We start from the raw sequence: 13,816 nt of genomic DNA on the forward strand, positions 1-13,816 counted from the left end.
CGCGTTCATCCGATCGCTCCCGAACGCTTGATGGCAAGGTAGGCATCGATCAGCCGGGTACCGACGGCACCGTGCGGGGCCTCGACCACCTGGACCCCCAATTGACGAAGCTGGCGCGTGACCAGGGCACGCTGGCGCAGCAAGAGGTCCGCAGAAACCGCCATCGACAGCGTCGGCATGTCATCCGGCGATGCCGAGGAGATTTCCTCAAGTTCCTGATCGGCAATGCTGACGAACAGCACCAGATGACGCGCAACTAGGCGGCCGATCGATTCGATCATCAGTTGCGCGCTGGTGAGGTCGGTGAATTCGGAAAATACCACGATAAGCGACCGCCGCTCCAGCCGCGCGGCAAGGGTAGCCAGCGCCAGGGTAAAGTTGGGTTCTTCGGAACGGTACTCCAGCCCGGCGGCGGCGCGCTGCAATCGGTGGAAATCGCGCGATGCGGCAACGAAAGGCGTCGACACTTCCGGCCGCGAGGCAAAACCGAACAGCGCCACCCGGTCGCCGCCCTTCAGCGCGACATACCCCGTCGCCAGCGCGGCGGAAACGGCGCGATCGAGCCGCGGCATACCGTCCACCGGCTCACACATCGACTGGCCGCAATCGAAAGCGAAGACAATCTGGTTGTTACGCTCCGCCTCGTATTCCTTGGCATAGAGGTGGACGTGGCGGGCCGACGATTTCCAGTCGATCCGGCGCCGATCCATCCCCGGCTCATACTCGGCCAGCGATTCGAACTGCGTCCCCTCGCCGCGGATTCGCCGGGCCAGCACGCCGAATTGCGCATTCTTGAGCAGGATCTGCAAGGCCGGGGAACGCACTGCCGAAATATTCGGCCAAACCCTTACGCTCTCGTCCAGATCGCCGGCAATCTGCCGCGCACCCAGGCCCAACGGCCCGGTCCAGCGCAGCCATGTACCGCTGACCTTGCCGGTGCCTCGCCGCGAAGGGCGGAACGGAGATTGCCCCTGCCACCCAGCCTCAGCGCCTGCCCCGGCGCCTGTGTCTGCCTTTTCCAGCGCGAATGTCGCCCGCCCATCGGCGACGAGACGCGGATCGCAGGCGAGCGCCACTTCGACGCGTGAAGCCCGGCCGCCGCGCAAGTTCACGCCGGCCTGCAGCATTGCCTCGGCCCCTACTTCGACATCGCCCGGCACGGTCACGCGAAAGTTTTCCAGTCGCCCGGCCAGCAAGGCATCGATGAAGACCAGCAGCAGCACCACCAGCCCGGCGACAGGCGCGGCAATCCACGCCTCCGGCCGGGTGGCGCCGATGACCAGCGCCACCGGCGCCGCCAGCGCCAGCAGTGCCGCCGCACGCACCGTGGGAACCAGGGGGGCGAAGCGCAGGCTCATCGGTTCAGCGCGGTGCCTCGGTTTGATCGACCAATTGGGCAACCAGCGCCGACACCTGCTTGCCCTCGATCTCCGCCGCCGGGCTGAGCAGCAGGCGGTGGCGCAGCACGCTGGGGGCCTGCGCCTTCACATCGTCCGGCACGACATAGTCGCGCCCGTCGAGCGCCGCGCGGGCGCGGGCCGCGCCCGCCAGCAGCACCGCCGCACGCGGCGAGGCGCCGCTGGCAAGATCCGGGCTTTCGCGCGTGGCGCGGACCAGCCGCACGACGTAATCGATCACGCTTTCCGCCAGCTTTACCTGCGACACGGCGAGAGTGGCGGCCTCCAGCATATCGCGGCTGACGACCGGGGTGACACCGCATTCGGCCGGAGTGGGAGCGCCGCGATTCTCACCAAAGCGGGAGACGATGCGCAGTTCCTCGTCATGGCTGGGATAGGCGACATCCAGCTTGAACAGGAAGCGATCCAGCTGCGCTTCCGGCAGCGGATAGACGCCCTGGTTCTCGATCGGGTTCTGGGTGGCGACGACCATGAAGTGATCGGGCAATTGGTGCGCGGTGCCGTCCAGCGTCACGCGGCGTTCCTGCATCGCTTCCAGCAGTGCCGCCTGGGTCTTGGGAGGAGTACGGTTGATCTCATCCGCCAGCAGCAGGTCGCAGAAGATTGGCCCGCGCGTCAGCGTGAACTGGCTGGTCTGGAAGTTGAACAGGTTGGAGCCCAGGATATCGCCCGGCATCAGGTCCGGCGTGAACTGGATGCGGCCGAAATCCAGCCCCAGCGATGCCGCGAAGCACTGCGCCAGGAACGTCTTGGCCGTACCCGGAGGACCTTCCAGCAGCACATGTCCGCGCGCCATCAGCGCGATCAGCATGTGCTCCACCGTCTCCGTTTGGCCAACCACCGCCTTGGCGATCTGCGCGCGAATGTCGGCCGCGATCGCGGCGACTTGCGCAAGGTCGCTGCCGAACTCGGCAGTCTGGGCATCGGTCATCGGGTCAACATCCTTTCGAGCGCATGGAGATCGCGCGCTGCCTTGACGAGGTCTTGCGGGCGCCGCGCCTGCCGAAGGCGAGCGGCGATCGCGGAAAAGGGTTCGGCGGCGGGATCGCGCGAATGCAAGGCGCGGTCGATGGCGGCATCGGCCTCCGCACCGTCCAGCGTGCGCGGCAGCGCCAGCGCGCGGACCAGCCGTTCTCGCGCATGATCGGCATAGGGACGCGCGATCAGGTGCAGGCGGCCGGTGCGCCGCACCAGCCCTGCGGCATTGGCCACCAACGCGCGCTTGCCGAAAGCGATCGCCCGGCCGCCCGCCTGTGCCGGTCCGAAGCGCAGGAACGCCCGCCAGCCCAGCACCAGCGCCGCCAGCAGCAGGCACAGCGTGGCCGCAAGGAAGGGCGGCGTGAAAGCCAGGGTCAGCAGGTTCTGCGAGCGGCCGAAGCCGTTGAACGTCAGGTCGAACGTGATCGTGTCGCCCGGTCGCAGATCCCCGGCGGCAACCAGCGCATCGATCAGCCGCGCCGCGCGCACGTCCGCCATGCCCCAGTTGTCGACAAGGTCCGGCTCGAACACCAGGATGATGGGATAGAGGCCCTCGTCGGGCTCCTCTATCGACGACGACACGCCGGAGGCCTGTTCAAGCTTGGGATAGAGCCCCTCGTCGGCGATGAAGCCGGCCAGGATGTGCCCGGCCCCGTCCCGCACCAGCGGCGCCACATCGTCTCCGCCGCCCCAACTGATGCTGCGGCCGGGAAGCGTGCCGGCCAGGTCCAACCCGGCCCAGCCCGGCTTGCCCTGACCCTTGACCGGGAACTGGCCGACGGTGACGTCGTCCAGAAAGCCCTTCCATTCCGCCAGTTGCGTGCCGCCCAGATTGACCCAGCCCTTTTTCGCGCCCTTTTCCAGCTGCGCGCGTGTGGCGGGATAGGCATACCACTTCGGCGTGATGATGAGCGTGGGCCCGATACGGCGGCGCAGCGAGACGATCTTCTGGAGATCCTTGCCGCTGGCATAGGCGGGCGGCGTCAGCACCAGCAGGCCCGGCTTGTCCAGCGCGCCGACATTGCGCGACTTGCGCACCGCATAGCCGCGTCGCTCCAGAAAGTTCGCCATCGCCGCATAGCCGTTGAGGCCGCGCCCTTCGGCATGGGCTCCGCCATCGTTGGTTTCGCTGAACCCCGTGCCGGTGCCAATCATCCACAGCAGCGCGATGAACAACGCGCAGCCGAGCAGGACGATCGCCAGAACCGACCAGCGGGAGAACGGATTGGCGCCCACGGCAACCGTCTCGATATGCGGATCGCTGCCGTTCATGCGGAAAACCGGACTTGCGCGAATTCGGCATAAGCGGCGCGTGCCGCCGCCCAGTCCTGTGCATCCAGTTCACGCAGCGCGAACCGGCTGCGCTCCACCCGCTGTGCGATGGTGGCAAAGGCATGGCGCCCCTGTTCGGGCAGCGCCGGCAGCATGGCGATCTCTCGCGCGGTGCTGGCGGGGTGAAGCCATTGCGGCCGGCTGGCGCGAATCTGCTGCACGCTGCGGCGGAGCAGAAGGTGCGTCGCTTCGGCAAAACGCCCCTCGGCCGCCAGACGATCGGCATCGGAAAGCAGGGCGCTGGCCTCCGCCTGATCGGGCACCCATGCCGCCACGGCTTCGTCCTCCGGCTTTGCCACGCGGTCGAACAGCATCGGGCCGAACAGGCGCCAGAGCACGAACAGCACGAGGAGGACCGCCATCGCAAGGAGAATGTACTGAAATACCGGCCAGGACATGCCGAGCATCTTGCCGATCGGGCCGAACACCGCTTCCAGCCATTCGCCCAACGTGCGCAGCCATTCCGGCGATTTCGGTATCGGCGTGCGAACCGCCTTTATCGGGGCATATTGGATATCCGCCGCCCCGCGCACGGCCGTCCAATCGGCCGCAGCGTCGCTCGCCGTATTCCGGGCTACGGTCGCACCCGCCACTTGACCCCCACCGATTGCCACGGCCGGGGTGATTGGCACGGCCTGCCGCCCCAGACAAGCCGCCCCGCGTTAACAATCTGTCCGCGCAGCGATTTTCAGCCGCCCAAACGAAGCCGCAGCCGGATCGTTCAGCCGCGCGGGCGGGCCTGGCGATAGGTACCCAGCGGACGCACGTACTTGCAGTGGAACGCCAGTTCCTGCAGCGCCGAATCGACACGCGGATCGCCCGGTGCGCCTTCGATATCCGCGTAGAACGTCGTCGCCGCGAAGCTGGCGCCGATCTGATAGCTTTCCAGCTTCGTCATGTTGACGCCGTTGGTCGCGAAGCCGCCCAGCGCCTTGTAGAGCGCGGCGGGGATGTTCTTCACCTCGAAGATGAAGGTCGTCATCGCCTTTTCGCCCTTCAACGCAAAAGGATCGAGCGGTTCGCGCGCCAGCACAACGAAGCGCGTGGTGTTATCGGCCGCGTCCTCGACATTGTCCTCGACGATCTTGAGGTCGTAAAGTTCGGCCGCCAGCTTCGGCGCGATGGCGCAAGCCGAAGGATCACCCAGTTCGCGCACCAGCGCAGCGGCGCCGGCGGTGTCGGCATAGGCCATCGGCACGATCCCGCGTTCGCGCAAGTAGTGGCGCGACTGGCCAAGGCCCTGCGGGTGGCTGTAGGCGGCCGAGAACGGCCCATCGCCCAGCGCCATCAAGGCGTGGTGGATCGACATGAAATGCTCGCCCACGATCGACAGCCCGCTTTCGGGCAGCAGGAAGTGGATGTCCGCCACGCGGCCGTGCTGCGAATTCTCGATCGGGATGATCGCCCGCTCCGCCCGGCCTTCCTTAACCGCATCCAGCGCGTCCTCGAACGAAAAGCACGGCAGCGGCAGGCTCTGGGAATCGTACTCCAGCGCGGCGCGGTGCGAATTGCATCCGGGCGCACCCTGAAGCGCCATCGCCCGGGCGGGATCGGCAGCGGCGGCCTCCACCATGCGGGAGACGAGGTCGAGCGCGGGTTTGGGATAGGAATTCATGACGATGGCGCGCTTAAGCGGCATTGCGCTCAACCGCAATGGCTCTTGCGCTAACTTGCGGGCAACATTAGGACCTCGAAGCCAAGAGGATCAACATAACAATACCCGGGGCAGTCAGGACATGGACGATCGTTTCAACACCATTGCCGGGTGGACTCTGTTCGCCGGTATCGTGGGTCTAGGTCTTACCAGCATCAGCTCGCATTACTTTCGCGCAGACAAGCACAACCGTCCCGAAACGATGGGCTACGCGATCGAGGGCGTTGAGGAGACGTCCGAGGGCGGCGCCGCCGAACCGCCGATCGAGGCGCTTCTCGCCACGGCAGACGCGGCCAAGGGCCAGGCCACCTTCGCCAAGTGCCAGTCCTGCCATACGATCAACGCGGGCGGTGCCAACGGCATCGGCCCCAACCTTCACGGCGTTGTCGGTGAGAATATCGGCCAGGGCGTGGGCGGCTTCGCCTTCTCCGACGCGCTGAAGGGCGTGGGCGGCAAGTGGGACTTCGATAAGCTGAACCAGTGGCTCAAGAGCCCCAAGGCCTTCGCCCCCGGCACCAAGATGACGTTCGCCGGCCTTCCCAAGCCGGAAGATCGCGCCAACGTGATCGTCTACCTCAATTCTCAGGGATCGAACCTGCCGCTTCCGGCGGCGCCTGCTGCCGGCGCTGCAGCCGCTCCGGCGAAGGGTGATGCTCCGGCAGCCGATGCCTCCGCCGCGCCCAGCGGGGAAGCGAGCGCCGCCGCGCACTGATAATCCCGTAAAGAAATCCGGCTTCGGTCGGCAGAAAGCGGTCCGCAAGGCTTCACCGAGTCGCCTTGCGGGCCGCTTTCGTCATTAGAGAACCGGTCCGCTCAGACGCCCAGTTCGACGAGCGCGCGGGCGAAGCAATCGAGTTGATCCCGGCCCCAGCGCCAGTCTCCCAGCCCGCTGGCGGCATTGATATGGCCCAGCGGGCCTGCCTCGACGAAAGTGCAGCCCCATTGCGCGGCGCGCAGACGGGCGTGATCGACGGGACCATAGGGATCGTCGCTGCTGGCAACGACCACCCCCGAAAACCGCAGCCGCGATGTCGGTGGATCGGCGAAACTCACCGCCTCCGCCGGGAACGCCGGCCCGGCAGGATCGGGCACCGCCACCAGGAAAGCACCGCGCACCTGCAGGTCCGAGCGCACGCTCCAATGGGCGACGAGCAAGCAGGCCAGACTGTGCGCGACAAGAACCGGCGGCTCGCCGCTCGCTTGCGTGGCTTGCGTCACGGCGCGATCGAGCGCGGCGATCCAGTCGTCCAGTTCGGGCTCGTCCCAGCTTTCCGGGGCGAAGCGCTGCATCTGCGGATCGGCCTGTTCCCATAGCGTCTGCCAGTGGGCCGGGCCGGAACCGCCGATCCCGGGCAGGACGACGTAGCGGCTCACGCCTCCTCAGGCCCCTTGAAGCCCTTGGCAATCACATACCACTCGGACGAATCCTTGCGGCTGGCCGGCGGCTTGGCGTGCTTGACGCTGGTGAAGCGCCGCTTGAGCACGCCCAGCAGTTCGGTATCGGTGCCGCCCGCGAAGACCTTGGCGACGAACGTGCCGCCCGGTGCCAGCGTCTGGATCGCAAAGTCCGCCGCCGTTTCCACCAGCCCCATCGTGCGCAAGTGATCGGTCTGCTTGTGGCCCACCGTATTGGCGGCCATGTCCGACAGCACCAGATCCGGCGCGCCGTCCAGCGCGCCTTCCAGCGCGGCGGGGGCCTCATCGGCCATGAAGTCCATCTGGAAGATCGTCACGCCCTCGATCGGATCGGTGGGCAACAGGTCGATGCCGACGACTTTGGCCTGCGGGCGCTTCAGGCGCAGCACCTGGCTCCAACCGCCGGGGGCTATGCCCAGATCGACCGCGCGTTCCACGCCTTTGAACAGGTCGAACTTCTCATCCAGCTCGATCAGCTTGTAGGCCGCGCGGCTGCGATAGCCGTCGGCCTTGGCCTTTTTCACGTAGGGGTCGTTGAGCTGACGGGTCAGCCAGCGCGCCGAACTGGTGGTGCGCTTCTTGGCGGTGCGAAGCCGCTCGTTGGGATCGCGTCCGGATCGGCTCACGGCCGGGCCTCCAATGCTTGTGCGCCCGCCGCGGCGAGCATGGATTTGTTCGATGTGTGCGAGGCGATGAGGCTGCGCAGAATACCTTCGCGAATGCCGCGATCGGCCACGCCCAGCCGCGCGGAGGGCCAGAGGTCGAGAATCGCCTCCAGAATCGCGCAGCCGGCCACCACAAGGTCCGCGCGCTCACGGCCGATGCAGTTGAGTTCGCGCCGCTCCTCGATCGACATCGAGGAGAGCCGCGCACTGATGCCGCGCATCGATTCGGCCGGGACGATCAGCCCGTCCACCATGCGGCGGTCGTACTGCGGCAGTTCCAGGTGCAGGCTAGCCAAAGTGGTCACGGTACCGCTGGTGCCCAACAGGCGCAGCGGCCCGGTCTGCGCAGCGCTTTCGCGCGCCGGGGCGACGCGATCCGCGAAGCCGGCGAAGCTATCCGCCACGAGGCCGTGCATGTGCTTGTAGCGCGTCAGCCGTTCTTCCAGCGTCGTGCCTTCGGGCGGACAGCTTTCGGTGAGCGAGACGACGCCCCAGGGCACCGATTGCCAGTCGAGAATGCGCGGCACGGTGCCGGTGCTCTCGATCAGCACGAGTTCGGTGGAGCCGCCGCCGATGTCGAAGATCATCGCCGGGCCCAGCCCCGATTCGAGCAGGACGTGGCAGCCGAGCACGGCCAGCCGCGCCTCTTCGCGCGCGCTGATGATGTCCAGCGCGATGCCGGTTTCCTGACGCACACGTTCGATGAATTCCGGCCCGTTGACCGCGCGGCGGCAGGCCTCCGTCGCCACCGATCGGGCGAGGTAGACATTCCGCCGCATCAGCTTGTCGGCACAGACGCGCAGGGCGCCCAGGGTGCGCTCCATCGCCGCATCGGACAGGCGGCCTGACTGCGCCAGCCCCTCACCCAGACGGACGACACGGCTGAAGGCGTCGATCACCGTGAAGTTCTCGCCAGACGGACGCGCGATCAGCAGGCGGCAATTGTTGGTGCCCAGATCGATCGCCGCATAGGACTGGCGCGGATGCTGGCGGGGCAGCATCGCGTCTTTCGGGGGGACGAAACCGGGGCCAGCGCGCAGCTCAACGGTGCGCGGCTGTGCAGCACGCGATTCGGCAACCGTCGGCTCGGCTCGCCCCGTCTCCGCAGGACGCGACTGCGCCGCCACCTTCTTGCCGGGTTTGCGTGACTTGCCGGATTTCCGGGCCGTACGCGACTTTGCGCGGCGCGGTGGTGCCGGCGCTCCGTTCACTGATTCTTCGCGCGGCGCTCCGCCTGCCGCGACGGCGCCGGCATCCTTTGCCTGCACCTTCGCCTTGGCCGTGCCGGGACCGGACGGGCGCGATTTGCCCCTCCTCGCCTTGCGCCGCCTGCTGGGGCGGCCTGACACGTCGACTCTTGCTGCCGGCGGATCGTGCTCCGCCATGATTACTAATCTCTTCAAAAAATCTGCCGCCATGCGGGCGGGTACATGCGCCGATGCTAACGCCCCGACGAGAAAGGAGCAAGGGCCGGCAAAAAAGGGTGTTGACCCGAATCACGACCGCTACTAGAGGGGCGCCTCCCGATGCCCCGTCGTCTAATGGTAAGACTACGGATTCTGATTCCGTCTATCGAGGTTCGAATCCTCGCGGGGCATCCAATTTTCCCTAAATCGCTGAAACTGCGGGATAGTTCCCGAAGCTCGTGAAGCCTTCCACGGCACGCGCAGTCGTTGTCGCCCGCGCGGCGCGTGGTGATGGCCCGACGCGACGCGGCACCGACGAATCACGGATAGGTTAACGCTGAAGCGGAGCGTTCCGCCCCTCACCCCGGCGTTAATCGCGCTCCATTTGCGGCAGACCGATTCGCCGCTGAAGGCAATCCGTCACGACCCGTCGGTAATCAGCGTCCCGCCATCGACGACCAGATTGTGCCCGGTAACGAAAGCGCCGGCGTCCGATGCCAGAAATACGGCGGCGCCCGCCACCTCCTGCGGCGTGCCGGGGCGACGCAGCGGCGTCATCGCCATGCGGCGGGCCATGAAGGCCTCGTCCGCCAGCAACGGACCCGACAATTCGGTAGCAATGAAGCCGGGCGAAATCGCATTGACCCGCACCCCGCGCAGCCCCCACTCCACCGCCAGATTGCGCGCGAGTTGCGCGACACCCGCCTTGGCGAGCGCATAGGCATTGATTCGCCCGTTGCCCCTCAGGCCCGAGAGGCTGGACACCAGCACCGCTGCCCCACCCCCGCGCGCCGCGATTTTCGGCAGGGCCAGATTGCACAGCGCGACCTGGCTGGTGAGGTTGATCGCCATGACGCGGGCATAGTCGGCCATGTCGAGATCGGCGAAGGGTCCCGCTCTGCCGGTAATCCCGGCATTGCAGACCAGCACGTCCGGCCCGCCGAATTCGGCCACCGCGCGATCCACCAAGGCGGCCAGCGCCGCATCGTCGGTTACATCGCAGGGCTGCCCCGGCATCCCGAGTTCGGCCGCGACGCGCGCGGTGTCCTCCGCATCCTCGCTGGAAATCACCACGCGCGCGCCTTGAGCGATCAGCCCCTCGGCAATAGCGCGTCCGATCCCGCGCGTGGAGCCGGTGACGATGGCGCTTTTGCCGGAGAGGTCGAACATCAGGCCTTCCCTGCGGCCTCGTTGTAGACGGGATCGACCTGCTCGGGCTTGGCCTCGTCCAGCGGCACGCCGTTGTGAAGGTAGGCGGGTGCCTCGATCAGAATAAAGGCGATCCGGCAGACCGCGTCGCTGGTGTTGCGCCAGAGGTGGTTGGTGCCGCGCTGGACGATGATCCCGCCTTCGCGCACGGTGGTCTTGCGGCCGTCCTCCAGTTCCAGCTCGATCTCGCCCTTCATGACCACGCCGTAATCGATCGAGTTGGTGCGGTGCATCGGGCTCTGCTTGCCCGGCAGCATGTCCACCACGCGGATCACCGATCCGCCTTCGAGCGTGGTGCCGGTGGGGCGTTCGCGCCCTTCGGTCTCGTCGTTGTTGTCGGCGGGGACGCTGGCGGTGGTCCAGATGGTAAGGAACGAGGCATCGCCCGAGGGGATCATTTTCGTGGGCGTCACGTCTTCGGAGCGGAACACCGCGCGACCTTGCGCATCATGGCCGGTGACGACGCGCTGGATCGGCGGCAGGCCGGAATTGGAAAGAACTTCACTCATGCCTTAACGACCTTCTGTTCGATAGCGCCGAACGGCGCGCGGCCATCGGCAAGGGTTCCCTGCATCCGCACGGTGTCGCCAAAGCGCATGAATTCGGTGCGGGGCTCTCCGAAATCGACCAGTTCGATCCCGCGCCGCTCGGCGATGCAGGAGGAGCCGATCTCGCGGTAGTTTTCGTTGGAGACGGTGCCCGATCCGATCACCGTGCCCGCCACCAGATCACGCGTGGCGCAGGCGTGGGCGACCAGTTCATGGAAGCCATGGCCCATTGGCTCACCATTGGCAGCGCCGAAGCGCCTTCCGTTCCAATCGACGAGCAGGTCCATGCAGACGCGGCCATCGCGCCACTGGTCGCCCAGTTCCTCCGGCGTGACCGCGAAGGGCGCCATCGAACACGGCGGCTTGGCCTGAACCCAGCCGAAGCCGGTCTTCATCTCCGGCCCGGCCAGCTTGCGTAGCGACCAGTCGTTGATCTGCACGATCAGCCGGATGTACTTCATGCAGTCCTCGGCCGAAGTCCCCATCGGCACGGCATCGACGATCACGCCGAACTCGCCTTCGAAATCGATGCCGTTCTCTTCGGTGAGGAAGCGAACCTCCTCGGCGGGGCCGTAGAACTTGTCGGAAGTGCCCTGATACATCAGCGGCTTGCCGGTCTTCACCGGCACTACGCCGAGCGCCTTGTCCATCAGTTCGCCGTGGCAGGCGAAAGCCGAACCATCGAGCCACTGCCACGCACGCGGCAGCGGCGCACGCAGCAGCGCGGCATCCAGCGCTTCGGGAAATTCCGAAATCTCGGCCAGCACCGGCGCGACGAAGGCCCAGCTTTCCATCGCCTGTTGCAGCGTATCCACCGGCGCGGGCGCGTAACGATCGCCTTCGGGCGAAACGACGACGAGGCGCCCGTCGGGGGTGCCGTCATCGAGAGTGGCAAGGCGCATTGTTCGTTGTTCTCCCAGAATGCTGGCGGATGCTTTGTCCTTGAGAACCGGGCTAGCGAAGCCCTCCTGCGGCAACAACGGCATAGGATCGATAGCAAGCCATCGATAACATGCGATGGTCCCCGCTCGCTCCCCGGCGCTAGGTCCGATGAAAATCACGTCACACCGGATCGGGAGAGTATCATGGCCACCTGGCTGAAGCGCGGCGCCACTGCCGAGGCGAAGGCAGACGCGGACCGCAAGGTTCGCGACATCGTCGAGGCGGCGCTTGCCGATATCGAGAAGCGCGGCGACGAAGCGGTGCACGAGATGTCCATCAAGTTCGACGGCTGGGACCGTGACGACTATCGCCTTTCGCAGGCCGAAATCGATGCCTGCGTCGACAGCCTGACCCCGCAGGAACGCAAGGACATCGAGTTCGCGCAGGCGCAAGTGAAGAACTTTGCGCAGATCCAGCGCGATTCGATGAAGGACGTAGAGGTCGAGACGCTGCCCGGCGTCGTGCTCGGCCACAGGAACATTCCGCTGGGTTCGGCCGGCTGCTACGTGCCCGGCGGCAAGTACCCGCTGCTCGCTTCCGCGCACATGTCGGTGATCACCGCCAAGGTTGCGGGCGTGAAACGCGTCGTGACTTGCGCTCCGCCGTTTCAGGGCCAGCCGGCGCGCGCCATCGTCGCCGCGCAGGCCATGGCCGGGGCCGATGCGATCTATGCGCTGGGCGGCATTCAGGCCGTCGGCGCCATGGCGATCGGCACGCAGAGCATCGATCCGGTCGATATCCTTGTCGGCCCCGGCAATGCATTCGTCGCCGAAGCCAAACGCCAGCTTTTCGGCCGTGTCGGCATCGACCTCTTCGCCGGGCCGACCGAAACGCTGATCATTGCCGACGAAATCGGCTGCGACCCCGAAATCGCCGCCACCGACATCCTCGGCCAAGTCGAACACGGGCCGGACAGCCCCGGCGTGCTGCTGACCAATTCCGAGAAGTTCGCCCGCGCCACGATGGCCGAGATCGAGCGCCTGCTGCAGATCCTCCCCACCGCCGACCATGCCCGCAAAGCCTGGGAAAACTTCGGCGAAGTGATCGTGGCCGACAGCTACGAGGAGATGGTCAAGGTCGCCAACGAGATCGCCAGCGAGCATGTGCAAGTGATGACCGCCGATCCGGACTACTTCCTGAGCAACATGACCAACTACGGCGCGCTGTTCTTGGGCAACCGCACCAATGTCAGCTTCGGCGACAAGGTGATCGGCACCAACCACACGCTGCCGACGAAGAAATCGGCGCGCTACACGGGCGGTCTCTGGGTCGGCAAATTCCTGAAGACCTGCACCTACCAGCGCGTCACCACCGATGAAGCTTCCGCGTTGATCGGCGAATATTGCTCGCGCCTCTGCGCGCTGGAGGGCTTCGCGGGGCACGGCGAGCAGGCGAACATCCGCGTGCGCCGCTTCGGCGGGCGCAACGTGCCCTATGCCGGGCAGGCCGAACCGACGCCCGAAACGGCAGCCTGACCGTGGCGATCCCGCAGACGCCGAGCCTGCGCCTTGACGGGCGGCGGGCTCTGGTGACCGGGGCGGGCCGAGGCATCGGCCTCGGCGCCGCCGCCGCGCTGGCGGCAGCAGGCGCGGAGGTCACGCTCGTCGCCCGCACCGCGGCAGAGATCGACGCGGCTGCCGCCGAGATCGGGAATGATGCCCGCGCGGCGACACTCGACGTTTCGGACCTTGGCGCCGTTGCCGCATTCTTCGCGGACCGCGCCCCATTCCACATCCTCGTCAACAATGCCGGCACCAACCGCCCCAAGCCGATGTGGGAGGTGAGCGAGGACGATTACGACGCCGTGCTCAACCTCAATCTCAAGTCCGCCTTCTTCGTGGCGCAGGCCTGCGTGAAGCGAATGATCGATACCGGCACGCAGGGCAGCCTGATCCACATGGGCAGCCAGATGGGGCACGTGGGCGGGCCGAAGCGCTCACTCTACTGCGCCAGCAAGTGGGCGCTGGAGGGCATGAACAAGGCCATGGCGCTGGACCTTGCCCCCCACGGCATCCGCTCCAACACGATCGCGCCCACTTTCATCGAAACCCCGCTGACCAAGCCGTTTTTCGAGGATGAGGCGTTCAAAGCCAGCGTGCTTTCCAAGATCAAGCTCGGCCGCATCGGTCAGGTGGAGGATCTGATGGGCGCGGTGCTGTTCCTCGCCTCCGACGCGTCCGCGCTGATGACCGGCACCAGCCTTGTCGTCGATGGCGGCTGGACTGCCGAATAGCTCTCTTACATCGCA

The 13,816-nt window shown here is 66.5% G+C and carries 14 protein-coding genes and 1 tRNA gene; 4 read left to right on the forward strand and 11 right to left on the reverse strand.

Annotation, left to right across the window (positions count from 1 at the left end; all coding sequences use genetic code 11):
- Positions 1 to 5 precede the first annotated feature (5 nt).
- From ACZ1JV_RS25665 to ACZ1JV_RS25685, 5 genes are all read right to left on the reverse strand, one after another.
- Positions 6 to 1,358 (reverse strand): DUF58 domain-containing protein, encoded by a 1,353-nt coding sequence (locus ACZ1JV_RS25665; protein ID WP_465151082.1) that lies wholly within the window; start codon positions 1,356 to 1,358, stop codon positions 6 to 8.
- A gap of 4 nt (positions 1,359 to 1,362) precedes the next feature.
- Positions 1,363 to 2,349 (reverse strand): AAA family ATPase, encoded by a 987-nt coding sequence (locus ACZ1JV_RS25670; RefSeq protein WP_465151083.1) that lies wholly within the window; start codon positions 2,347 to 2,349, stop codon positions 1,363 to 1,365.
- Positions 2,346 to 3,668, reverse strand: a complete 1,323-nt coding sequence (locus ACZ1JV_RS25675; protein ID WP_465151084.1) for a DUF4350 domain-containing protein — start codon at positions 3,666 to 3,668, stop codon at positions 2,346 to 2,348. Before ACZ1JV_RS25675 ends, ACZ1JV_RS25670 begins: the two co-directional genes overlap by 4 nt.
- Positions 3,665 to 4,360: a hypothetical protein gene (locus tag ACZ1JV_RS25680; RefSeq protein ID WP_465151085.1), complete on the reverse strand. Its 696-nt coding sequence runs from the start codon at positions 4,358 to 4,360 to the stop codon at positions 3,665 to 3,667. Before ACZ1JV_RS25680 ends, ACZ1JV_RS25675 begins: the two co-directional genes overlap by 4 nt.
- An 89-nt stretch (positions 4,361 to 4,449) precedes the next feature.
- Positions 4,450 to 5,343, reverse strand: a complete 894-nt coding sequence (locus ACZ1JV_RS25685; protein WP_395334241.1) for a prephenate dehydratase — start codon at positions 5,341 to 5,343, stop codon at positions 4,450 to 4,452.
- A 121-nt stretch (positions 5,344 to 5,464) separates the two neighbouring features.
- On the opposite strand from ACZ1JV_RS25685, the gene ACZ1JV_RS25690 reads away from it, so the two are divergent.
- Positions 5,465 to 6,094, forward strand: a complete 630-nt coding sequence (locus ACZ1JV_RS25690) for a c-type cytochrome (RefSeq protein ID WP_465137003.1) — start codon at positions 5,465 to 5,467, stop codon at positions 6,092 to 6,094.
- 101 nt (positions 6,095 to 6,195) lie between these two features.
- Here ACZ1JV_RS25690 and ACZ1JV_RS25695 read toward each other — a convergent pair whose 3' ends face one another.
- From ACZ1JV_RS25695 to ACZ1JV_RS25705, 3 genes are read right to left on the reverse strand one after another with little or no spacing between them, the layout of a single operon-like run.
- Entirely contained in the window at positions 6,196 to 6,756 is a 561-nt protein-coding gene (locus tag ACZ1JV_RS25695) for an RBBP9/YdeN family alpha/beta hydrolase (protein ID WP_465151086.1), read from the reverse strand.
- Positions 6,753 to 7,424, reverse strand: a complete 672-nt coding sequence (locus ACZ1JV_RS25700) for an RlmE family RNA methyltransferase (RefSeq protein WP_465151087.1) — start codon at positions 7,422 to 7,424, stop codon at positions 6,753 to 6,755. Before ACZ1JV_RS25700 ends, ACZ1JV_RS25695 begins: the two co-directional genes overlap by 4 nt.
- Positions 7,421 to 8,848 carry a Ppx/GppA phosphatase family protein gene (locus ACZ1JV_RS25705; RefSeq protein WP_465151088.1) on the reverse strand — a complete coding sequence of 476 codons (1,428 nt, stop codon included), beginning with the start codon at positions 8,846 to 8,848 and terminating at the stop codon, positions 7,421 to 7,423. The genes ACZ1JV_RS25700 and ACZ1JV_RS25705 overlap by 4 nt, the downstream gene beginning before the upstream one ends.
- A gap of 142 nt (positions 8,849 to 8,990) precedes the next feature.
- On the opposite strand from ACZ1JV_RS25705, the gene ACZ1JV_RS25710 reads away from it, so the two are divergent.
- Positions 8,991 to 9,064 (forward strand) — tRNA-Gln (locus ACZ1JV_RS25710).
- A gap of 225 nt (positions 9,065 to 9,289) precedes the next feature.
- Here ACZ1JV_RS25710 and ACZ1JV_RS25715 read toward each other — a convergent pair.
- The 3 genes from ACZ1JV_RS25715 to ACZ1JV_RS25725 are packed head-to-tail and all read right to left on the reverse strand — an operon-like array spanning position 9,290 to position 11,528.
- On the reverse strand, positions 9,290 to 10,039 hold the full coding sequence (locus tag ACZ1JV_RS25715) for an SDR family NAD(P)-dependent oxidoreductase (RefSeq protein WP_465151089.1): 750 nt from the start codon (positions 10,037 to 10,039) through the stop codon (positions 9,290 to 9,292).
- Entirely contained in the window at positions 10,039 to 10,587 is a 549-nt protein-coding gene (locus ACZ1JV_RS25720; protein ID WP_465151090.1) for a cupin domain-containing protein, read from the reverse strand. Before ACZ1JV_RS25720 ends, ACZ1JV_RS25715 begins: the two co-directional genes overlap by 1 nt.
- Complete coding sequence (locus ACZ1JV_RS25725; RefSeq protein ID WP_465151091.1) at positions 10,584 to 11,528, reverse strand: fumarylacetoacetate hydrolase family protein; 945 nt, start codon at positions 11,526 to 11,528, stop codon at positions 10,584 to 10,586. The genes ACZ1JV_RS25720 and ACZ1JV_RS25725 overlap by 4 nt, the downstream gene beginning before the upstream one ends.
- A 183-nt stretch (positions 11,529 to 11,711) precedes the next feature.
- Here ACZ1JV_RS25725 and hisD point away from each other — a divergent pair, with 183 nt between their 5' ends.
- A complete protein-coding gene (gene hisD / locus ACZ1JV_RS25730) occupies positions 11,712 to 13,043 on the forward strand; it encodes a histidinol dehydrogenase (protein ID WP_465151092.1) in 1,332 nt (443 codons plus the stop codon).
- Between the two features lie 2 nt (positions 13,044 to 13,045).
- Positions 13,046 to 13,801 (forward strand): SDR family NAD(P)-dependent oxidoreductase, encoded by a 756-nt coding sequence (locus ACZ1JV_RS25735; RefSeq protein WP_465151093.1) that lies wholly within the window; start codon positions 13,046 to 13,048, stop codon positions 13,799 to 13,801.
- The last annotated feature ends 15 nt before the right edge of the window (positions 13,802 to 13,816 follow it).

It is taken from the genome of Novosphingobium sp. BL-S-19 (genome assembly GCF_055521675.1).